Below are 22,258 nucleotides of genomic sequence, written 5' to 3'. Positions count from 1 at the left end.
TCAGGGTCGCCGGTTTTATTTTGTCCGGCAGCAAAGTTCGTGCAGTTTTGTGATTAAGCAGTAGCGAGGGTGTCATGCAGCAGTATCGTCGTGGCGAACAGGGAAAAGCGATTCCACCTCGTTCGGATCGATTCTATAAACTCGGGGATGACTGGTATTTTACCGCCCGAGGTGGAAAAACTTTTGGGCCCTATACGTGCAAGGCGGAGGCGGAGAAAGCGGCGGCACTATTTCTCAATCCGGCTCAAAACTACACCGGCAATGTTCGCCCTTTTGGCAGCCTGCGCGCGCGCCGCTGGCGCAGTGCGAACAGGTTCTAAAAAAAATGCCAGGGAGGGAACCTGGCACTTGAGAATTTTGAAGGTACTAAAAAGTTACTGCTGGAGACAGCCTGATAAGCCCGGAATCAGCAAGTCCATTTGCCGAACAACTCACTCCAACTCCATTGAAGCGCCGGGGCAGGTAGTGCTACCGTCAATGCAAAGAAGCAAATCAAGCTGCTTATTAAGTAAAGCGCACCATGGCGCACGCCCTGATACTATTCGCTACCCGGGCAGATACTAGCCGCATATCTTTCAAGCCACTATCCCGCAGGCAATTTCGCGCCAAGCGCCCCGAGGCTGCAAACCGCACGCAATTCAGCGAGATTAACCACGTAAACCCCGCTGCCCACGCCAATCCATTGGCATTTCGCCATTTCTGAAATCGCGTGAGGTTCACAACCCCAAGGCTAGTTTGATTCAACCGAAAAAGGAATTTTCGCGCCAATACTATCCGCTGCCCGGATACATACTATTTGCGACAATCTGCGCCCCATACGGTGCGGCTGATCATGACGAGTGCTCGGTGACTTTCTCGCGAACGTCTGACGGGGAGAGACCAAAGCGGCGTTTGAAGGCGCGGTTAAACCAGGCCAGATTACTGAAGCCTGCATGATAGGCAAGAGTAGAGATGTAGTCCCGCGCCTTGGCCGGGTTGACCAGCTGCTGGTACACCCAGTCCAGGCGAATGGCATTGAGGTAATCGGTAAAGGTGAAGTTGAATTCACCAAAAATCTTGCGCAGATACTGGGGCGAAATATTGAAGTGGCGAGCCACGACATCTACGCTTAATTCCGGGTCGAACATGCGCAACTTGATATAGTTGCGCATGGCCTGATAGCGGGCATGTCGAACACCGCGGTTGCCAGCCGCCACTTCACAATCGCTATCAACCCCGAGCACCAGAGCAGCCAGATCCATAATCTGGATTTCGGCGAGCTTCGCTGCAGAGGCTGATAAATCGTCCTTGGCGTGATACAGGTTCTTCAAATAGCCGAGAAGTAACTCGAATGCGCTGGCGTCGCAAGGCCGAAAACGCTTGCCAATCACCCGGTCCGGTGCAGCGAGCCGACTTTCCAGAAACTGTTTCGGCAGGCCAATACTGGTAACAAAGTGAGCCCCCTCATTCCGGCTCACATAAGGGTCTTCCAGTGGCAGTAAATAGAGCTCCCCTGGCGTACAGAACTGTTCGTTGGCACCACCAGAGGCAATACCCAATACGCCCTGGCGCGGAATCACCAGCATCATGGAATCGTCGCCGTCGGCAATATGGGTTTGGGTACGCCAGGCTTTGTGATCAACCAGAAAAGAGTCTGCCACTACTGTGCGCGGGAGCGACCGCACCGCGACATTGACATCCAACTGCTCACAACCGACGTCCACATCCAGGCCGCACAGTGGCGCATAGGTCTCCGCCAGCGCCGTGCGGCGCTCGCTTTCGGAGTAATCCTGCGAGTTGAATCGAAAATAGCCCATAACGAACCAGCCAGTTGCCGGACCTTAATTTATAGCACTATTTTCCGAGAATATCGGAAACCCGCAGGTCAAACTCCAGAACTGGTGAGTCAGTCACACTTCTGCGGGCAACAGTCGCGGTAATCACTTTCGGCTACAGGCGCATCTCGATACCGGCATCCTGCATAAACTGCTTGGCTTCGCCCACGGTGTATTCACCAAAGTGGAAAATACTCGCCGCGAGCACGGCATCGGCGCCGCCCTGCAATACACCATCGGCCAGGTGCTGCAGGTTACCGACACCACCGGAGGCGATCACCGGTACGGAGACCGCGTCGGAGATGGCGCGGGTCAGGGCCAGGTCAAAACCGTTTTTGGTGCCGTCGCGATCCATACTGGTCAGCAGGATTTCACCGGCGCCGTAGCTGTCCATTTTCTTCGCCCATTCCACCGCGTCGATGCCAGTTGGCTTGCGTCCGCCGTGGGTGAAGATTTCCCACTTGCCATCCGCCACCTGCTTGGCGTCGATGGCGACAACGATGCACTGGCTACCGAAACGGTCGGCGGCTTCGCGCACAAAGTCGGGATTGAATACCGCGGCCGAATTGATCGCGGTTTTATCCGCGCCGGCATTTAGCAGGTTGCGGATATCCTGGATCTCGCGCACACCGCCGCCAACGGTGAGTGGGATAAATACCTGGGAAGCCATTTTTTCCACGGTGTGCAGTGTGGTATCGCGGCCTTCGTGGGTGGCGGTGATATCGAGGAAGGTCACCTCATCGGCGCCCGCCTCGTTGTAGCGGCGGGCGATTTCCACCGGGTCACCGGCATCGCGGATATCGACAAAGTTGACGCCCTTGACCACGCGGCCGGCGTCGACGTCGAGACAGGGAATAATGCGTTTGGCGAGGCCCATGTTTGTATCCCGATTACCTGATGTCAGTTACTTGGTCCAGTTATCACACAGCTCCTGCGCTTTGCGCAGATCGAGCTTGTCTTCGTAAATGGCGCGGCCGGTGATGGCGCCGAAGATTTCGGTTTTGTCGTCGCCGGCTTCGAGCAGCTTTTCGATATCTTCGATGCAGCTGACACCGCCGGAGGCGATGATGGGGATCTGCACGGCACGGGCGAGGTCCATGGTGGATTCCAGGTTTACGCCCTGCATCATCCCGTCGCGGGCGATGTCGGTGTAGACAATGGCGCTGACACCGCAGTCCTGGAATTCCTTGGCGAGTTCGGTGGCCTGCACGTCGGAGACTTCGGCCCAGCCTTCGGTGGCGACGAGGCCGTCTTTGGCGTCGAGGCCGACGATGATGTGGCCTTCGAATTCACGGCAGGCTTCTTTGACCAATTTGGGGTTCTTTACCGCGGCGGTGCCGATAATGGTCCAGCTGACGCCGGCGGTGAGGTACCACTCGATGGTTTTCAGATCGCGGATGCCGCCGCCGATCTGAATGGGGAATTGCGGGAACTGGCGGGCGATGGCGTTGACGGCGTCGCCGTTGACGGGGTTGCCAGCGAAGGCGCCGTTGAGGTCGACGATGTGCAGGCGTTTGGCGCCCTGGCTGAGCCAGTGTTCGGCGGTGGCGACCGGGTCGTCGGAGAAGACGGTGGCGTCTTCCATTTCACCCTGGCGCAGGCGTACGCACTCGCCGTCTTTCAGATCAATGGCTGGGATTACGATCATTTTGTTTAACTTCCTGTTTCGGGGCCCTGTTTTGTTGACGCCCTGTGGCGGCAGAGCACCGGGTAGGAGTTTTCAGAACCGGGCTAGGCGCCCCCCTGCGAATACGTCCCTGTACGCTGCGTCGGCAACATCCCTGTTGCCGACGCTTCTGAAAACTCCTACCCGGCACTCCGCCTTCGCATGTAGTTATTTACTTTGTTAGCCGCAGTTATTACGCCGCACCGTTCCAACCGACAAAATTCTTCAATAACTGCATACCCGCATCCGCACTCTTTTCCGGGTGGAACTGGGTGGCGAAGATATTGTTGCGGGTGACAGCCGCGGCGAATGGCACACCGTAGTCGGTCTCGCCAGCAACGGCTTCATTGCCTTCAGAAGGCACATAGTAGCTGTGCACGAAATAGAAGCGGCTGCCGCTTTCGATACCGTCCCACATGGGGTGGTCGATTTTCTGCTGCACACGGTTCCAGCCCATATGCGGGACTTTCAGCCTTTCGCCATTTTCATGCAGGTCTGTGCCGAAGAATCTCACCGGCTGCGGGAAGATACCCAGGCAGTCGACGCCACCGTTTTCTTCGCTGCTGGCCATCATGATCTGCATGCCCACGCAGATACCGAGGATGGGCATACCGGATTCGACACATTGGTTCAGCAGCGGTACGAAGCCAGGGCGGATGAAACCTTCTACGCAGTCGCGGATGGCGCCGACGCCGGGGACGATAAGGCGGTCTGCGCCTTCGGCTTCCTGCGGGGTGGTGGCGAGGACGACTTCATCACCGGGGGCGACCTTTTGCAGGGCGCTGGCGACGGAGTGGAGGTTGCCCATGCCGTAGTCGAGGACGACGATCTTTTGCATTGTCATCCCAGCCTTACAGCACGCCTTTGGTGGAGGGCATGGCGCCTTCCATGCGCGGGTCCGGGGTCAGGGCCATGCGCAGGGCGCGGCCGAACGCCTTGAATACGGTCTCGATCTGGTGGTGGGCGTTGAAGCCGCGGATGCAGTCGATGTGCAACGTTACCAAAGCGTGGTTTACGAAGCCCTGGAAGAATTCGTAGAACAGTTCGGTATCGAAGTTGCCGATACGCTTCTGGGTAAACGGCACGTTCATGGTGAGACCGGGACGCCCTGAGAAGTCGATGACGACTCGACTGAGGGCTTCGTCCAGGGGCACATAGGCGTGGCCGTAGCGGGTCATGCCTTTCTTGTCGCCGATAGCCTGGTTGATGGCCTTGCCGAGGGTGATGCCGATGTCTTCCACGGTGTGGTGGTCGTCGATATGCACGTCGCCGTCGCAGGTGATGTCCAGGTCGATCATGCCGTGGCGGGCGATCTGGTCCATCATGTGCTCGAGGAAGGGGACGCCGGTGTTGAATTTGCCGGTGCCTTTGCCGTCGAGGTTGAGGCTGACCTGGATCTTGGTTTCCAGGGTGTCGCGGTTGACGCTGGCGGTGCGCATGAGGTCTACATCCTTGATTGGAGAGCGGGACAGGCCCTTTGGCCGGTCCCTGAGACAGAAGGCGCGAATTATACGCTCAAACGCGGTGGATTTTGGACGTTAGTGACAGATGAAACTTGATTCACCGTAGAGATCAAATATCATACGCCCCATGAATATAACTCCCCGCCACAAGACCCCTGTGTGGGTCAGCTTTGTGTTGCTGTTCGCGCTGATGCTCGCGCAGCCGGCGCTGGCGGAGCATATTCATGTCGAAGAGCAGGCCCACGCCATGTGCGACCTGTCCAACAACCACACACCTGCGCCCGCAGGCAGTGTGTTCACTTTCATTTCCGCAGATAGGGCACCGCTGTATATCGAACAGCAGGCTCCTGCAGCCCTCGATTGCCAACCGGAAAGCCAGTCTGCCCGCGGCCCGCCCGCATTCCAGCCCTTCAGCTAATCGCTCTCGCTGCTAGCCCCGGCTCGCCTGCTATGGCCTGCCATTTCGGCTAGTCGCCAAATAACGCTTATGTATTCTGGCGTCGGCCTTTTGGGTGGCCGTTGCCTGTAATCTACAGGAATAACCAACAATGTACCGAGTAAACACTCTGGCGCTGGCTGTTGCCTGCGCGCTGTCTTCTGCTGTGCCTTCTGCCGTTTCCGCACAGACTGCTGACAAGAAAGAATCTATCGAAGAGGTAAACGTCACTGTTTCACCTCTGGCAAAGCCGGCCGATGTGGTCGCCGCGCCAGTGTCGGTGCTATCCGGTGAGGCCCTGCGCCAGGAGGCCGCCGGCACCCTGGGGCAGACCCTGAACAATCAGCTGGGGGTTGCCAATGCCGCGTTCGGCAGCGGTGTAGGCCTGCCAGTCATCCGCGGCCAGAGCGCCAACCGGGTGAAGGTGCTGAACGACAACCTGGACGTGGCCGACGCCTCCAATACCAGCTCCGACCACGCGGTAAGCGTTGAGCCTCTACTGGCAGAGCGCATTGAAATCCTTCGCGGCCCGGCGGCCCTGCGCTATGGCAGCGGCGCCATCGGCGGCGTGGTCAACGTACTCGACGGCCGTATCCCCACCGAAGTACCGGAGCAAATGGAAGGCGCGGTTGAAATGCGCCACGACACCGCCAACAGCCAGGACGCCGGCGTCTTTCGCCTGACCGGTGGTGCGGGCAACGTGGCCTGGTACCTGGACGGAGTCTACCGCGACAACGACGACACCCAGATTCCGGGCCTCGCCATCCGTGAACACGGTGAGCATGAAGAGCACGACCACGAAGAGCACGAAGGTGAAGAGCACCACGAAGAAGAGCACCACGAGGAAGAGTTCAACACGGATGGCTTCGTCGGCAACACCAACGCCCGCGCCAAGAGCGCCAGCGCCGGCCTGTCCTGGGTAACCGATACGGGCTTCCTGGGCTTCTCGGTGAACCGCCTGGAAAACAACTACGGCATTCCCCTGGGCACCCACGAGCACAGCCACGAAGATGAGCACGGGGAAGACGAGCACCACGAAGACGAAGATCACGCCCTCGAGGAAGAGCACGAACACGAGCACGAAGAAGAACATGAGGAGCATGGTGAAGAGCGCGTGCGCATCGCCATGACCCAGACCCGCTACGACATCAAGGGTGAGCACCGCTTCAACAGCGAGTACTGGGACAAGCTGAGCGTGCGTCTCGGCTACAACGATTACGAGCACGTAGAGCTGGAGTCTCACGAAGACCACTTCCACGAAGGCACCCGCTTTACCAACGAAGCCTGGGAAAGCCGCGTGGAGCTGACTCACGACAACGGCGGCCTGTGGCGCGGCGCTTACGGCATGCAGCTGAGCAACAAGGATTTTGCCGCGGTTGGCGACGAGGCGTTTGTACAGCCCAGTAATACCCAGAGCATCGGTCTGTTCACCATGAAAGAGCGCGCCTGGGGCGACTGGCACCTCGATCTGGGCGGCCGTGTCGAGCAGGTCACCGTCGATCCGGAGCAGGGTGAAACCCAGGACTTCAATCTGCTGGGACTGTCCGGTTCTATCCAGTACTTCCTCGCGGAGCACCAGCACCTGAGCCTTGGACTCACCCACGCGGAGCGCGCGCCGGTCGCGGAAGAGCTGTTTGCCGATGGCGCCCACCTGGCGGAAGCCCGCTACCTGGAAGGTGAAGAGGATCTCGACAAAGAGAAGTCCTTCAATCTGGAGCTGGGTTACCACCACCACAACCAGGAGGCATCCGGCTGGCACGCGGTACAGGTCGAGACCAACCTGTTCTACAACCGGGTGACCGACTATATCTACGCCGCCAACACCGGCGAAGAAAACCACGATGAAGAGCTGGCGATTTACGGCTACACCAATCGCGACGCGGTATTCTACGGTGCCGAAGCCTCCGTGCGCTTCCCCTTCGCCGGCGGTCACTATGTGGAACTGTTCGGTGACAGCGTACGCGCCAGCTTCACCAGTGATCTCACGCTGCATCACGATGAGCACGAGCACGAAGAAGAGGCGGACCACGATGAGCACGAACATGAGCACGAGGAAGTCGCCGACTACCACCGCGCGGTTCCGCGCATGCCGCCGCTGCGTGTAGGCCTGGCACTGGGCGGTAACTACGACCAGCTGAACTGGGAACTGCGCACCACCAAAGCCGCAGCCCAGGACCGCGCCGGCGCCTTCGAGGAAACCACCGAGGGTTATACCCGCATGGACCTAACCGCGCGCTACAACCTGAACCTGGGTGGCACCGATGCGGTTCTATTCGCCAGCGCCCGCAACCTGCTGGATGAAGAGATCCGCAACTCCACTTCCCTGCTGCGCGATTTCGCGCCGGAAGCGGGGCGCAGCGTGGAAGCGGGTATCCGGTTCCAATTCTGACCGGCAACTGCTTCAATAGTCGCATCCGCGTTACCCGAAACACTCGTTTCGGGTAACGCTACGCTCTCGCCAAATTCAGATTAAGGATGCGCTCTGTATGGCCTGGATCAAACGCGGTCTTATTACCCTCGTTGTTCTCTTCGTTCTTTTTGCCGGCGTCATCGCCTGGTTCCTCTCCGGTCTCGATGCCAATCAATACAAACCCAAAATCGTAAAGCTCGCCGCCGACCAGGGTATTGCCCTGACCCTCGACGGCGATATCGGCTGGCAGATCTGGCCGAATATCGCGCTCAAGCTCGAAGGGGTAAAACTTGCGCCCCTGGCACTGCCCAGTGAATCCCTGCTTGAAGCGGACAAGGTGGCGGTCGGTGTAGCGCTGATGCCACTGCTGGACAAGCGTATCGAAGCCAAGGAAATCGTATTGCTCGGCCCGCAGGTGGCGCTCACCGTGGATAAAAACGGCAAGGGCAACTGGGAACTGATCACCGACGCGATGGAAGCCAAGGCCGAACAGGACGCCAAAACTAAGCGCGAAACCCCACCCACCCTCGACATCCCCAAACAGGAAGAATCCGCTTCAGGTAGTGGACTGGAGCTGGCGCTGGAGCAACTGCGTCTGGAAGACGGCGTTCTGCGCTACACCGACAAGCAGAACGGTACCGAGTACGCCATCAGCAAACTGCACATCGCCGCGGATAATCTGGTCCCCGGCGGCAAACCCGGCGACGTACGCCTGCAGGCAGAACTGGCCAGCAGTGATCTACCCGAGCCGGTGAGCCTGGATATCCACAGCAGTCTCGCGATTGATGAGGGGCTGAACGGCCTGCGCCTGCAGCCGGCCAATATCAAGCTCACCGGTGCCGAGGGTGCCAAGGCCGAGGTGAGCCTGCGCGGCAATGTGCGCCGCGTCGAAGCCGATTCGCCCTGGCAGATTCAGCTGAACCTGAAGGTCGATGTGGAACCAATTGCCGGCTGGCTCGCCGCGGTGGGTAGCGAGTACAAGCCGCAGAGCAGCAGTGCGCTACAAAGCCTACGCATCGACGCCGATATCAGCGGCACCGACACTCAGATGAACCTGCAGCCATTGGAGCTGGCACTGGACGACAATACGTTCAACGGCAGCGCCAGCTTCCAGGCCGCCACCAATGCCAAAGCCGTTCCCAGTGTTTCCCTGGACCTGAAAGGCGGTGAGCTGAATGTGGACGACTACCTGCCACCGCCAGCCACCACCTCCGAGCAGGACGAACTGAGCGCAGATGTCGCCGCTGCACAACCGGTGGCACTGCCACTGGAAGCCATGCGCGGATTCAACGCCAAGCTGGACCTGACCCTGGACAAGCTGCACGCGCTGGATTTCGATATCGACAATCCTCAGCTGGCGGTAAACATAAACAACGGCCTGTACCAGTTGAACAAGCTGGCCGCCGGTGTCTACGGCGGCGCCCTGAACAGCACCGGGGTATTCAACGCCCGTGGCAATTCCGCCCGCGGCGAATTGAGCGGCGGCCTGACGGGAGTGGAAATTTCCAAAGTGCAGGAGGCCCTGTTCGCCAGTGATGAGCCGGAGCCCGCAGACCAGAAAAAGGTCACCCTGTCCGGCAAGACCGACCTCACCTGGGTAGGTCAGACCAGCGGCGCCGACACCCTCGCTCTGCAGAAAAACCTGCGCGCGGCGGTGCAACTCAATTCCGAGGAACTTGCACTGGCGCCATTCAACCTGGAAAAAGGCATGTGCCAGTTGGTGAGCTATGCGGAAAAGACCCCCATGCCCGAAGTAGAGTGGCCAGCACAGACCCGCCTGCAGGATCTGCGTGCCAGCGTAAACCTGGACGGCGATGTGGCGAAGGTGGAAGGCATCAATGCGGGTATCGAAAATATCGCACTCACCGGCGATGGCACCGTCAACCTGGAGCAACAGGATTTTGACTTCGCCCTAGGCCTCGCCCTTGTCGGCGAGCGCACCTCCGGCAACGGCTGTTCCGTACAGAACTCCCGCTGGCGCAACCGCCCGCTGCCACTGCGCTGCAACGCCAAGTTCAACGAGGCCGGCGCCACTACCTGCAAACCCGACAGCCGTCGCATCGACGACCTGATCCGCGATGAGTTGAAATACCAGGCGGAGAAAAAGTACGGGGACAAGGTGGAAGAGAAAACCGACGAGCTGAAGGACAAGCTGAAAGACAAATTCAAAGGCCTGTTCAACCGCGGCGACTGATCTTCATACCACGTACCGTCGCCCCGGCCTCTCATCTCGTCACCCCGGCGAAGGCCGGGGTCCAGCTCCACTGAACTGCCAACACTAACTGGATACCGGCATTCGCCGGTATGACGAAAACACATAACGCAGTAGCATGGGCACCCTTCGCGGTGCCCATTTTTGTTTACGTTCATGCCCAATCCCATCGACAAGTCAGCCATCAAGCCCAAGACCCCGGGCCGATTCCAGTCCTCATTGCTGAAGTGGTTCGACCAACACGGCCGTCACGACCTGCCCTGGCAGCAGGACATCAACCCCTACCGGGTGTGGGTATCGGAAATCATGCTGCAGCAGACCCAGGTCGCGGCGGTTATCCCTTACTACCAGCGCTTTATGGAATCTTTTCCTACAGTGCAGGCCCTCGCCGCCGCCAGCCAAGATCAGGTTCTCGCCCACTGGAGTGGCCTCGGCTACTACGCCCGCGCGCGCAATCTGCACAAATGTGCGCAGACCGTGGTGAACGATCATGACGGAGAATTCCCAAGGGATGTCGAGGCACTAAGCGAGCTGCCAGGTATCGGCCGCTCCACCGCCGGCGCCATTGCCAGTATCAGCATGGGTCTGAAAGCGGCGATTCTCGATGGCAACGTCAAGCGGGTGTTGGCCCGTATCCACGCCGTTGAAGGTTGGCCGGGGCAGACCGCCGTGGCAAAGCAGATGTGGGAAATCGCCGAGCGCTACACCCCCGCGGAGCGTACCGGCGACTATACCCAGGCGATGATGGATCTCGGCGCCACCCTGTGCACCCGCGCCAAACCCGCCTGCGAGCGCTGCCCGTTCGGGAGTCACTGTATCGCCCACGCCCAGGGCAACCCCACGGACTACCCCGGCAAGAAACCGAAAAAGGAGAAGCCCGAGCGCCAGACTACCCTGTTGCTGATCGAGCACGACGGCGAGCTGTATCTCGAACAGCGCCCCGCCAGTGGTATCTGGGGTGGCCTGTGGATACCGCCACAGCTGGAGGGCGACGACGGCGGCGAGGCCAGCGCCCAGGAATGGCTGGCAGCGCAGGATCTGGACGCCAGCGAGATTCAGGCTCTGCCGCCCATGCGCCACACCTTCAGTCACTTCCATCTGGATATCCACCCGGTGTGGATAAGTCTGCCCAGCAGGCCCTGCCAGGTGGCGGAAGGGGCCAGCGGCTGGTATAAACTGCGCCAGCTCGACCGCCCTAGATCCGGCCAGGATCTGGGCCTGCCCGCACCCATCACCAGGCTGGTCAAACAGCTGCTGGCACTGCGGGCCCCACTATTGGCACCCTGTTAGGAGAAACCATGTCCCGCACCGTCTTCTGCCGCAAATACCAGGAAGAACTCGAAGGCCTCCCCAACCCGCCGTTCCCGGGCCCCAAAGGGCAGGACATCTTCGACAACGTCTCCGCCAAGGCCTGGCAGGAGTGGATGGCCCACCAGACCATGCTGATCAACGAAAAGCGTCTCAACATGATGGAACCCTCCTCCCGCGCCTATTTAGCCGACCAGATGAGCAAATTTTTCAGCGGCGAAGACTACGACGACGCCGAAGGCTTCGTCCCCGAGCAAGACGGCGACAAGTAAGCGACCGCTCGCCAACCCCCTGATCAATCGCAAAAACTATTTATCAATCAAAGGGTTGACTCCCCCCGAGAGAGCAGGTTTAATACGCGCCTCGCTGCCGGGGACAACCCCGAATCAGCAATGCCCAGATAGCTCAGTCGGTAGAGCAGGGGATTGAAAATCCCCGTGTCGGTGGTTCGATTCCGCCTCTGGGCACCATCTACTCTTATCGGATTTTCTCCGATTTGCTCAAAAGCCAGTAACCGCAAGGTCTACTGGCTTTTTTGTATTCTCAGAACGACTCGCCTCCACTCGCTGTATACCCACAATCTGTGGTTACAGGTGTGGTTACAGCGCCTTTCCGCAATTTCGTACCCACACAATTGGCCTCCAGCCCTTATACCATGGGCGTTAGCGCGGATTGTTACCCTACGCCAATCCCCCGAATTCAAGCACCCACCTTCCTACCACGCCGTAGGTGAGCACACCCTCTATCCCCGGTGCTCGCCGCGCCTGCCCTACCCGTTCCTTGCCAGCATTTACCTCTACGCGACAGGCACCCTTGGAACGCCGTGCCGCGAGGCAACAATCATCGGCGCTCCCTACGCGCCAGAGAGGATAGGAGAGCAAGCCACATGTATTTGACAGACCCCAAGTTGAAGTCTCTGAAACCAGAACATAAAAAGTACAGAAAGAGCGATGGGCAGGGCCTGCTGATCGAGGTACTTCCCAGTGGCACCAAACGCTGGCTCTTCCGCTATGTCTGGCAGGGGCAAAGGTGCGATATCGGCCTTGGTACCTACCCCGCTGTCACTCTCAAGAAGGCCCGTACCGTTCGCCAGGATTACCGGGAACTATTGGCAGACGGGATTGATCCCCGCGTTTGGCGCGAACAACAACAGCGGGAGAAATTTCAACTCCAGAATAATCGATTCGAGCAGGTGGCAGAACACTGGTACAAACTCCGTGAACCAACCTGGGCACCGTCGACACGGAAGAAGCGGCGGGCGCTACTGGACAATGATCTAATTCCGCGTTTGCGATCACGCCCAATTACCGAGATTGAGACATTTGAACTCGCACAGCTCCTACAGGAGATTGCAGGCCGCGGCGCATTGGAGTCAGCGCACAATGCGCGCCAAGTTTTGAATCAGATACTGAGGTTTGCCGTTCAATCCGGACTCGCCCGCCACAATCCGGCTGCGGTACTTCAGGGCGTGCTGCCACCGAAACAGGTCGAGCATCATGCGGCAATTGTGGAGCCGGTCGAATTCGGGCGCCTGCTTAGCGCGATCGACAATTACCGGGGGTCTAGGGTCATCCGTACCATGCTGCAGGTCGCACCGCTGGTTTTTCAGCGTCCGGTCGAGCTGGCCAAAATGCGCTGGGAAAATATCAATTGGGAAGAATCTCTTTGGATTATTCCCTGGCAAGATAAAAAGGAAGGGAAAAGCAATAAAATGGATCACCTAGTTCCCCTGTCACGGCAGGCAATCGATCTGCTTAGAACAATTCATCCCTACACTGGTCACCTACCGTACGTGTTTCGCGGTCAACGCGACCACCAAAATCACGCGAATCCAGAGTCGCTAAATCGTGCCTTAGAAAAACTCGGCTACAAAGATCGAATTAATAGCCAAAAAAGCCACACCAAAAGGCCGGATCATAGCGCACACGGATTTAGGGCAAGTGCACGCACATTGCTTGATGAAATACTTCACGAACGAGTAGAGCTCATCGAAGCGCAGCTTGCGCATCGCGTGCGTGATTCGCTCGGCCGAGCTTACAACCGCACAACATTTTTATCCGAACGTCGCGCCTTGATGCAGCGCTGGGCTGACTACCTAGATCAGCTCAAAAGCTCGGCGAGCTGAAGTATCCTTGCTCGCTTAGCCCGTTCGCTCTTCGATGAACTTTTGTATGTCGGAGTACCGCCAAGCGACTGCGCGTGACGAAAGGTAAATCCCGCGCGGCGCCTTACCCTCTGCAACCCAACGAGACCACGTTGATTCACCTATTCCGAGAATTTTAGCCACTTCAGACCGGCGCAGAAGCCGATGCTCATCATATTCACTCATGACAATACCCTCGATGATTTATCACGAACATGTATACCACGAGGGGGAGAACCCGAGCGGCATGGGCGCCCCGCGAATACCCCACGCTGACGTCGAATATCCACATCTGAACCATTCTGATCCGCACCAGCTCCAGCGTGTGGGCGTGGTTATTCGGCGGCCTCGGCCATCATGCTGCCCGGTAGGATCTGATCTCGGCCTGTACTCTTTTACCATCCTCTACAATCGACTTTCCCTTCCATCCTTTGCGCGGTTTAACAACTGACAAAGCCCTTATTTTGACTTTCTTTAGTCAATGTCTACGTGATTTGTTCCAGCTCGCTCAAGCCGGATTTCTGGCTCCCCATTTCGCCGTTTGCACATTTTGTCTCGCCCGAGACAAGGCCTTTTTCGGCTGCCCATTTTCCCATTTGCACGTTTTGTCTCCCCGGAGACAAGGCCATTTTTGGATCCCCATTTCCCCGTTTGCGCGATTTGTCTCAGCTGAGACAAGGTGATTTCCGGCTCCCCTTTTCCCCGTTTGCACGTTTTGTACCGGCCGGTACAAACTCATAACCTTTTATAAGCCATTGATTTACAAAGGTATGTATGTTTTGTGATCAAGCCCAAATTCCCCGTGGAATAATCCCCTCGGTTCCGCGTGCAACTTGGTGAGACATGCTGGATGACGCGGGTTTGTTTCGGGGGCACCTACTGCCAGGTCGGGCGTTGCGCCCGCGATACCTTCAGCCCCACCAAACCGTTCGGAAAGCTCGATCCCGCGGGCGCTGTACCCTGCGCATACCAATGACTCCAGTAGCAACCGAGCCACCACGGTTTTTCCACATCCGCCCTTTCCGGCCAACACCCAATGCAAATAGCGTATTTTCACCTGACAGGTTCTATTTCCATTTGCTCTCATTCATCGCTCCTTTGTTTATTACTCCCATTCCTGGCCACTTTGTTTATTACTCCCATTCCCGGCCACTTTGTTTATTACTCCCATTCCCGGCCACTTTGTTTATTACTCCGAGATTGAAATGGGAGTAATAACTACACTAATCCCCTAGGGGGGCTATCTGGAATGGAATCTCTAGGGGAAACGTACCCCTTGAGCATTGCTTAAGCCCTCGCTAGCCTAGCTTCATGCTTATTTTTCTGGTTGTTCTAACGTGTGCTCCCTGGCTCTTTTTGCCTGGGTCTCCCGTACCCAAGTGCTGCTACCCCCTGAGCTAAGAGCCCGCCAGGCTGGCCCTCGATGAGCGCCCCCTCTATATGCCACCGGGCCCTGCCGCGTGGGTCAGGGCTGGCGCGCGCCTTGCGGCCATTAACCGGTCAAGACCAAGACCCTTGCAGCAAGCAAGTCTCCTCGCGTTTGGCCCAACCACATCATCCAGCTTCCAGTACAGGCTATCTGCCTCTCGGCTGCCGGTTTGCCCCGGCCCCGTTCGGCTTTGTGCGCTTTGTGCAAACCGGTAAGCCGCCGCACTACATCAAGGTCGCCCTTCTCCCCTCTCCACCGTTCCCAATCTGACTCTCGCCTACCGCGATGTGTCTTCGGGCCGACGCCCACCACGCAATACCCGCCACCGCATGCATCGTGCCGGCGACATGCTTGCCGTCATCCTCGACCGCTAACTCGTCCACGAGCGCCCCCTCTGCGGGCGGTACTCAAAACCCACGCCCCCAGCTCCATCGGGCACGCTTGCACCTATTGCATCGCTATAGGTTGCCCCAAAATGCTTTCCAGAAAACGCCAACCCGTAATCTACGATCAGGCGATCAGACGATCAGTGCCCTTTTGGCGGAGTACCTTGTCGCAGAGCGCAAGGACCGTCGTGTGCACAAGCTTTGGCGCGCCATCGGCACCGCCGGCAAGTTTTTTTCGGCGTTATCGCCCTTACGGCGATCAATAACAGCCAAAATAAGTTTGGCCAGTCCGTCGGCAACCCAGTCCTCCCCGCGTTGCTGTCGTGCCTGTGTCCGGCGTAAACAACAATCGCAGCAACACCAGCGACCAAAAGCTGATCCTCGTCCTGAAGCGCGCCCTCACACATCGGTGAGCCGGGGGCTTATCCTGAAGATCAATTCTCCTGGTGGTTCTGCATGAGAATGAAGACTGTGCACTTTGCTAGCGTGAACTAGGAAACTGGGATATGAACGAATCAAAAAATAGCAACCCAAGCATTTCGCAAATGCTGCTCAGGCTCTTTGAAAATTGGAATTTATCCTGTGCCCAGAAACATATAGCGCTGGGCCTGACCGAAACCACAGACAACGGCATAAACAAGTCCCTAAAACGTTCCCTCGCCAAAGACCGCGACAAGCTGGATCGCGTGGAAATCCTTCTGCATATACACAGAGCGCTGCGGATATTGTTTCCTCAGAACCGAGAAATCGCATACCGATGGATTTTACAGCCGAATAAGCATTTCGATGGTTTAACGCCCCTTGATGTAATAGAGCGCAATGGCATGTTAGGAATGTACATGGTCCGCGATTACCTGGATGGGTATGGTGCCGCGCAAAGAATGACTATTGAGTCTTTGACCGATGGGAGCCCCGATCTCAGCCTAAACTCGAATGATCGGGAATGGCTCGCTATGGCACCAGCAGGTAAAGAATTTCCCGCGCAAGTAGGCAATTTTGAAAATGAAGATGTGATCGCAATGCTTGATATTTGGACCGCGGCATTGCGAATATTCGGAAATGACGAAAAAGCCAAGGACTGGATAAGGACGGCTATTCCGGCGCTCGGTGACACGCCAGTTGCCCTTCTACAATCAGAGCAAGGGCGCGAAAAGGTGTTCAATGCGCTCAAACGAATTGAGTCAGCTGACTTCGGCTAAAAAATTCGGAGGAGCCCTACCGAGTAGAGTTAAAAAAGTTGGACTTCTGGGTAGCACTGACGCTAACTTTTAGCTCTCTCTTTCCCTAAGGTGGCTGACCACTCAACCACTCCTCAGCACACAGCTAGTCTAGGTGGGAAAGTGAAGATTATGCGGAGGTTATTATGACTAAGGCGGAGCTCAGATGAACACAAAGCCCAATCTGGTACTCGACGCGAAGCAAGTGTTCGACGCGGTAGATCTGGCAAGGGAGAGTGGCCACTTGGCTTGCATCGTTACAAGAGCCACTGTTCGATATCAGGCCTCCAAGGCGCACCCGGGCAAGCTGGAGCGTATTGATGAACATGGGATAGTGACCATTGGCACGTTCGAAGAAGGCGAGTTCGTGCCAATTATTGGCGAGGATTAAGGAAGATCATTGCAGAAAAACCGAGACATTCGAAAGCACCAATTTAAACTCTGCCAAACTGTGTCAGCGTCCCTCCACTAACGCTTGAACTACTGCTACATCGCCACCTGCAGCGAGCCATTCGGCGACAGAGGCAGCTCTATCAACTCCGAGATTTATATCTGGGTCAGGAACTGTAAAAAAACGAATAATTGTCAGTGGGTGCCAACCCTTCATTGCCGATAGTAATTCGTCCAAATGCGGAAGAATCCCCTTTGGTGTGAACTGGAAGCGCGGAAATCGATATTCTTCATCAGAGCCAATTGCAAAAAGCTTTCCCTCATCTACCAGTTGCTGCACACTTGCGTCACTTATTTGAAATTTCTCTGCGACTTCCCGGGCAGACAGCCCATTAAATAATGCTTGCTGGTATCGTTTCTGCCTGGCTATGCGGGCATCTGCAATTTCTTGCTCTGACGCCAGCGGTAATATCCCTCCACCACCTAGTATAAAGAGCTCATGATGGCTGAGCGCGGCTTGAACCGCCTCATCTTCACCTAATTCAGACAAAGCGCTTTCGAGTATCTTAGCCGGATCCAGCCCGCGAGCATTGAGCTGTCTAGCGGCCTTGAGAAACCGCGTCAAACTATCACTCTCGAAAATTTGGCTCGAGTTTTCGATCAGCTCCGCTAGCTGTTCATCAAGAGTCCCGCCATACCTGCTGACCATTGAAACTTTGTTAGTCAAATCACTCATGATTTAAGATCAATTAAAGGAAACCGTGTTCTTTAGTCTAGTTGCGACTGTTCGTGCCCGCATTTTTTGGGAGGATCACATTGAAATCACAACATGGGCTATGTGTTCCCCCACGCATCGGCCACTTCATGGACTCGATAACTGTAAGCTTTCCAGTTCACACCAGTGTGCCATTACTCCGTCGCCACTATCTAGGCTATAGCGAGCAGCCAAAGGGACCGAAACAGGAAAGGTTGCATTTTTTCAACTGTGGATATGGTGATATCTCTTAACAGGAGAGAGATCATGCTATCCACAATTCGACATGCACTTCGTACCGCCCTACGTGACAAAGGGCACGACCTGCTAGCTGAGGCTTGCTTTTTTGAGCTGCCACAACAGATAGCCGATTTTCAGAGAACCCCTACTTATTCCGGTCATGTGTCACTGTTGTACCGGTTCAAAGTCGCGAATCAAGCATACTGCGTCGCGCTGGCTGATAGTAGCGGCTGCTCAATACCTGAAGCCGGGGACTGGTTTGCCTGGGTGTGTATAGGTGATTGGATGAGCCAAGAATGTGTATTGGCTGAGGTTATTTGTTGGCCGGAGCATACGAGGGATGGCGTAAAACCCGACTAGCAGCAACTACGTAATGAGGAAGAAACTTTATGAAAGGAGCACCCGAGGAGAGGGGCCGGATCGGCCAGACACTGCTCAAGCTCTTTGAACATTGGCAGCTGCCCCCCCCCCCCAGAGACTGAGCTTGCTAGGTCTTGATCATGAGAGCCATATTGACCCGAACGAATATCTCTCCCTGGGATCTTTTGCCGTCGACCGTGACAAGCTAGATCGGGCCAGCATCCTGCTGATCAGGCTGAAATCGAACTGCCTTCCGTGGCCAATACAGATAACGCACCCACGGAATGCGCACTTCAAAACGGCACTGAGGGAATTCGCCAGCTGCTTGATGTGTGGACTGTCGCAGTTAGTGTCTTTTCGAGCGAGGAAAAAGCCAAGTTATGGCTTTTGAGCCATGTACCCGCAGTGGGATGCGCCCCTTTAGCCCTGCTTGCCAGCAACAGAGGGCGAGAAAAAGTTCTTGGCCTATTGATGCAGATCCGGCAAGGGGATTTTGGAGGATGAGGACGCGTGGCCTCGCTATGAATTCGAAAGGAGCTTGCCACACTGTGTAGTCAGGCTGTAATGGTCTACTTATCCCGGACACCAATTTAGGTGGTAAAGTTGCCGCCTGAGACAGAGCTGTTCAAAGAGCAGACAACTTAGATCCTTCTCCCCAGAGTCCAAGCTGGATGCTGCCCGGCTAGTCGTGGACCAGGGATATTCAGCATCTTAGGCCGCCCGGTCACTGGATGACGCTACCACCGCTATCCGCCGCTGAGTGAAGCAGCTTGAGGCTGAACGTGGCGGTGAAACGCCATCCAGCGAGGCCCTTACGCCAGAGCAGCAGAGAACCCAAGGGCTGGAAGCCCGGGTCAACCGCCTCGCACGGGAGAAAGAGATACCAAAAAAAGCTTCCGCTCTCTTGATGTCCGACGAGATAAATCGTACGCGCTGATAAACCGATTAAGTGAGCAAGAGCCTGTGGAGCTGGTCTGTGAAGCGCTTTAAGTAACTCGATCATGCTACTACGAGTACAAGAAAAGGCGCTATTGACGTACCCAGAATCCAGCTTCGAGCCAGGGTCAATGAGGCCTTCAAACGTTGCCGTAGCGACGCTGGCGGCCGAACAATCGTAGGGCTGCTCTGCGAGCAGGGAATCGCCATTGGACGCTTCAAAGTCCGTAGCCTGATGCGCGAAGCTGGCCTGATCTGCACGCAGCCAGGCCCCCACAAGTACAAGAAGGCAACGGTTGAGCGAGTCGACATACCGAGTGAGCTCGATCGCGAGTTCAACCTGGAAAGCCAAACCATGTATGGTGTGGCGATATCACCTATATCTGGGCCGGCTCTCGCTGGTGCTACCTGGCTACGGATTCGAGCTGCACGCCTTGCGCGGCAGGGGTTTAGGGACTTCGCCACCTATGTAATCACGGACTTCTACCGGCAATTCTTATCTGAACGGCCGAATACTCTCAGTGCCTCTCCCCATCCCATAGGCCTAAGTCTATGAACTGAGAACAGCGAACTCTTTAAAGTCAGTAGCTTACTTAACGAATTCAGCGAAGGAGCTTGATTGGTAAATTGGGTAAGCGGAGGAAAAAGTAGCATAAGATCTTAAAATGATCGTGGTTATCATATTGACACACACTAACATATCAATTAAGAATGCACACTATTAAACAGTACATGCAGCCCTAACGGGTTTGCAGCACCTTTGGCAACCCAGTAACCGGCTCAGCAGTTTGCGAATATGAATGTTTTAGCCCATAGATAACAGGGAATCGAATGCCCAACGCACAAGTCATCGAAGAACAGTTGGCAGCAGTAAACCAGTCTCAGCGGGAGCGTCTATTCCACATAGACTTCAAGCTCTATTTCCTGGGCTCGGTAAATCGATCTGATCTGGTATCACGTTTTGGCATCAAGGAAGCAGCCGCTTCTCGCGATCTCTCACTCTACAAAGCACTCGCCCCCAAAAACATCGAATACGACACCAAAGCCAAAACCTACATCCAGCGTGAAAGCTTTACCCCGCTTTTTGAATACACTGGTAGCCAGACAATCGCAGCATTGCTACATGGCTTTGGTGATGATTTCGTTGGCAACCAAAAGTCGATAATCACCTGTGAGGCGCCCACACAGCTCAATTTCCCCAACATTGCCACATTGGCATGTATAACGCGCGCCATTCACAACAACCGAGTTTTGAAGATTCAGTATCGGTCATTATCTAGCGGATTGACCGAAAGAGAGATCGTACCTTTCGCGATGGTAGATAACGGTCTGCGATGGCATGTAAGGGCATACGATCGAGCGCAAGCAGCTTTCGATGATTTTGTTATCAATCGAATCGAGTCGCCAAAACAACTCGATCAAGATATTCCTGCAGAGCAAACCAAGTCAGCAGACAACCAATGGAATCGCATCGTCGATTTACATATCGTTCCACACCCGAATCTAAAACATCCAGAAACCATTAAAGTCGAATATGGCATTCAGGGTGCTTTTTTGCTTGTACAGACACGTGCAGCAGTCGCTGGTTATCTGCTTCGCAAGTGGAATATTGACTGTTCCGAAGACCATAAACTGGGTGGCCCTGAAAACCACCTATGGCTTCAAAACAGGCAAACGTTATATGGCGTAGAAAAATTAATCCTTGCACCAGGCTATCAATGTGAGGAGCAGAACAAAGAAAGACTTAGTCAATGACAGAAAACATTAACCATAAAATTTCAGGTGAGTACAACACTGCTATCAAAGATATAGCGGGCATAAAAGACTACAGCCTGATTTTTAACATTATCAACACTTACTTTAGTGAACCGGAATCGACTAACTCAAAAATCACTGATGACAATGAGTTTGATATGAGAGCTTCCAAAACACGCACTAAAGTTAGCTGGGCGATCAATAAATCAATTCTTACTTTTGTTAGCGATGAACATAGAGAATTAGTTAGTAAAGCTTTTTGTGAAAATGTCCCTCTGCAAGACAAGAAGTTCGCCTTTCTCTGGCATTTTTGCTTAAACAACAGACTGTTTAGAGAAATCACTATCGAAGTATTCTCCAAAGTCTATTTCTCGGGACGCGCTCAAATATCTAAAGAGGATATTATTGCATATATCAAAGGTGTATCTGGCAACCGAGATGCAGGCAAACTAGGTTGGTCCGAAGAAACCGTTTACCGACTAGCAACCAAGTATCTGAATTTAATGACTAAATTTGACTTCGTGTCAGCGGGTCGGGTGAAGTCCTTTAATCATATTCGCCCTACGTCTGAAGCATTAGTGCTTTTTATATATTTCTGCAATTTATTCTCACCTGAGATAAAAAATATTTTTGAACATAAATTGCTCCCTGCATGCTTTATAGCCAAAGAAGATATTCAAGACCGCTTCAAAAAACTTTCAATGAAAGGCTTCTTTGATATGAGCTTTAATGGCGTGGCACTCAATATCGAATTAACTCATAGCCATAAGGATATATGCGATGCCCTATATTGCTGATCACAAACAAAAGTTTGCTGACTTGAACTTTAACATCGACAACCAAGACCAGCTACGTCGGCAAGCCAATGGTGGCAACAGCATATTGTTCTCTTATCAACCCAATGAAGAAAATCTCTACACTGAAAAAGCAAGAGACCTTTATGGCGACAAAGCGGAATTTATAGATATTAGCCAGCTGCTGGTTAAATTCATCGACATCGATGGCTGGGATGCTTTTTCCGAGTACTACAGAGATTTTAGCAATACGCCACATGTAGTCTTTAGATCTGAAGACCCGGAACCTGACCTTTTTGACATGATTATTTCAGCCATTAAACACGCTTGTGAAGAAGACAAAATTCCAGTGCTTATTCGCAGTGGGTGCTTGTACGGAACAGGTATAGAAAATGTCAACATCATGGAACACAGGGATGTTATGGGTTTAAAACATCCACTTGTTATCTTTTATCCATCGAAAATTTCCGAAAATAACATCTTCTTTTTGAATTTTAAGCCAGCATCTAAATACCGCTGCACGTTAGTGAAATAAGGATTAAAAA

General features: G+C 55.0%; 19 protein-coding genes, 1 tRNA gene and 1 pseudogene. 14 read left to right on the top strand and 7 right to left on the bottom strand.

Annotated features, from left to right (window positions below):
- Positions 1-74 precede the first annotated feature (74 nt).
- The gene (locus ACYX4K_RS16440; protein ID WP_475091075.1) at positions 75-320 is read left to right on the top strand and encodes a DUF6316 family protein; all 246 of its coding nucleotides are present in this window, start codon (positions 75-77) and stop codon (positions 318-320) included.
- A gap of 510 nt (positions 321-830) precedes the next feature.
- On the opposite strand, the gene ACYX4K_RS16435 is transcribed toward ACYX4K_RS16440, so the two are convergent.
- From ACYX4K_RS16435 to hisB, 5 genes are all read right to left on the bottom strand, one after another.
- A complete protein-coding gene (locus tag ACYX4K_RS16435; protein WP_475091076.1) occupies positions 831-1,796 on the bottom strand; it encodes an AraC family transcriptional regulator in 966 nt (321 codons plus the stop codon).
- 133 nt (positions 1,797-1,929) lie between these two features.
- A complete protein-coding gene (hisF, locus tag ACYX4K_RS16430) occupies positions 1,930-2,691 on the bottom strand; it encodes an imidazole glycerol phosphate synthase subunit HisF (protein WP_475091077.1) in 762 nt (253 codons plus the stop codon).
- 27 nt (positions 2,692-2,718) lie between these two features.
- Positions 2,719-3,462, bottom strand: a complete 744-nt coding sequence (gene hisA, locus ACYX4K_RS16425) for a 1-(5-phosphoribosyl)-5-[(5-phosphoribosylamino)methylideneamino]imidazole-4-carboxamide isomerase (protein ID WP_475091078.1) — start codon at positions 3,460-3,462, stop codon at positions 2,719-2,721.
- A 211-nt stretch (positions 3,463-3,673) separates the two neighbouring features.
- A complete protein-coding gene (gene hisH, locus ACYX4K_RS16420; protein ID WP_475091079.1) occupies positions 3,674-4,318 on the bottom strand; it encodes an imidazole glycerol phosphate synthase subunit HisH in 645 nt (214 codons plus the stop codon).
- Positions 4,319-4,331: 13 nt separating this feature from the next.
- Positions 4,332-4,919: an imidazoleglycerol-phosphate dehydratase HisB gene (hisB, locus tag ACYX4K_RS16415; protein ID WP_066960431.1), complete on the bottom strand. Its 588-nt coding sequence runs from the start codon at positions 4,917-4,919 to the stop codon at positions 4,332-4,334.
- A 151-nt stretch (positions 4,920-5,070) separates the two neighbouring features.
- On the opposite strand from hisB, the gene ACYX4K_RS16410 reads away from it, so the two are divergent.
- The 7 genes from ACYX4K_RS16410 to ACYX4K_RS16380 all read left to right on the top strand — a co-directional run bounded on the left by ACYX4K_RS16410 (position 5,071) and on the right by ACYX4K_RS16380 (position 13,434).
- Complete coding sequence (locus ACYX4K_RS16410; RefSeq protein ID WP_475091080.1) at positions 5,071-5,361, top strand: hypothetical protein; 291 nt, start codon at positions 5,071-5,073, stop codon at positions 5,359-5,361.
- Between the two features lie 130 nt (positions 5,362-5,491).
- The gene (locus ACYX4K_RS16405) at positions 5,492-7,768 is read left to right on the top strand and encodes a TonB-dependent receptor (protein WP_475091081.1); all 2,277 of its coding nucleotides are present in this window, start codon (positions 5,492-5,494) and stop codon (positions 7,766-7,768) included.
- Between the two features lie 97 nt (positions 7,769-7,865).
- Positions 7,866-9,983 carry an AsmA family protein gene (locus ACYX4K_RS16400; RefSeq protein ID WP_475091082.1) on the top strand — a complete coding sequence of 706 codons (2,118 nt, stop codon included), beginning with the start codon at positions 7,866-7,868 and terminating at the stop codon, positions 9,981-9,983.
- Between the two features lie 174 nt (positions 9,984-10,157).
- Positions 10,158-11,291, top strand: a complete 1,134-nt coding sequence (mutY, locus tag ACYX4K_RS16395; protein WP_475091083.1) for an A/G-specific adenine glycosylase — start codon at positions 10,158-10,160, stop codon at positions 11,289-11,291.
- A gap of 8 nt (positions 11,292-11,299) precedes the next feature.
- The gene (locus ACYX4K_RS16390; protein ID WP_475091084.1) at positions 11,300-11,581 is read left to right on the top strand and encodes an oxidative damage protection protein; all 282 of its coding nucleotides are present in this window, start codon (positions 11,300-11,302) and stop codon (positions 11,579-11,581) included.
- Positions 11,582-11,703: 122 nt separating this feature from the next.
- Positions 11,704-11,779, top strand: a tRNA-Phe gene (locus ACYX4K_RS16385).
- A 416-nt stretch (positions 11,780-12,195) separates the two neighbouring features.
- Positions 12,196-13,434 carry a tyrosine-type recombinase/integrase gene (locus tag ACYX4K_RS16380; RefSeq protein WP_475091085.1) on the top strand — a complete coding sequence of 413 codons (1,239 nt, stop codon included), beginning with the start codon at positions 12,196-12,198 and terminating at the stop codon, positions 13,432-13,434.
- A gap of 15 nt (positions 13,435-13,449) precedes the next feature.
- Here ACYX4K_RS16380 and ACYX4K_RS16375 read toward each other — a convergent pair whose 3' ends face one another.
- Positions 13,450-13,638, bottom strand: coding sequence for a helix-turn-helix transcriptional regulator (locus ACYX4K_RS16375; RefSeq protein ID WP_475091086.1), 189 nt, complete (start codon positions 13,636-13,638; stop codon positions 13,450-13,452).
- Between the two features lie 2,135 nt (positions 13,639-15,773).
- Here ACYX4K_RS16375 and ACYX4K_RS16370 point away from each other — a divergent pair.
- Both ACYX4K_RS16370 and ACYX4K_RS16365 read left to right on the top strand, forming a co-directional pair.
- Positions 15,774-16,466 (top strand): antitoxin Xre/MbcA/ParS toxin-binding domain-containing protein, encoded by a 693-nt coding sequence (locus tag ACYX4K_RS16370; RefSeq protein ID WP_475091087.1) that lies wholly within the window; start codon positions 15,774-15,776, stop codon positions 16,464-16,466.
- Between the two features lie 184 nt (positions 16,467-16,650).
- Positions 16,651-16,875, top strand: a complete 225-nt coding sequence (locus tag ACYX4K_RS16365) for a hypothetical protein (RefSeq protein ID WP_475091088.1) — start codon at positions 16,651-16,653, stop codon at positions 16,873-16,875.
- A gap of 63 nt (positions 16,876-16,938) precedes the next feature.
- Here the strand turns inward: ACYX4K_RS16365 and ACYX4K_RS16360 are convergent, their stop codons facing one another.
- Positions 16,939-17,610: a helix-turn-helix domain-containing protein gene (locus tag ACYX4K_RS16360; protein WP_475091089.1), complete on the bottom strand. Its 672-nt coding sequence runs from the start codon at positions 17,608-17,610 to the stop codon at positions 16,939-16,941.
- A gap of 1,228 nt (positions 17,611-18,838) precedes the next feature.
- Here ACYX4K_RS16360 and ACYX4K_RS16355 point away from each other — a divergent pair.
- From ACYX4K_RS16355 to ACYX4K_RS16340, 4 genes and pseudogenes are all read left to right on the top strand, one after another.
- Positions 18,839-19,578 (top strand): annotated as a pseudogene (locus ACYX4K_RS16355) (transposase); the annotation flags it as partial.
- A gap of 417 nt (positions 19,579-19,995) precedes the next feature.
- The gene (locus ACYX4K_RS16350) at positions 19,996-20,919 is read left to right on the top strand and encodes a helix-turn-helix transcriptional regulator (protein WP_475091090.1); all 924 of its coding nucleotides are present in this window, start codon (positions 19,996-19,998) and stop codon (positions 20,917-20,919) included.
- Positions 20,916-21,716: a BrxA family protein gene (locus tag ACYX4K_RS16345; RefSeq protein ID WP_475091091.1), complete on the top strand. Its 801-nt coding sequence runs from the start codon at positions 20,916-20,918 to the stop codon at positions 21,714-21,716. The genes ACYX4K_RS16350 and ACYX4K_RS16345 overlap by 4 nt, the downstream gene beginning before the upstream one ends.
- Positions 21,700-22,248 (top strand): hypothetical protein, encoded by a 549-nt coding sequence (locus tag ACYX4K_RS16340; protein WP_475091092.1) that lies wholly within the window; start codon positions 21,700-21,702, stop codon positions 22,246-22,248. The genes ACYX4K_RS16345 and ACYX4K_RS16340 overlap by 17 nt, the downstream gene beginning before the upstream one ends.
- The last annotated feature ends 10 nt before the right edge of the window (positions 22,249-22,258 follow it).

Source organism: Microbulbifer sp. ABF4_107, from assembly GCF_056312215.1.
Note: the sequence above shows the minus strand (reverse complement) of the source record. Positions and strands in the feature narration are given on the sequence as shown.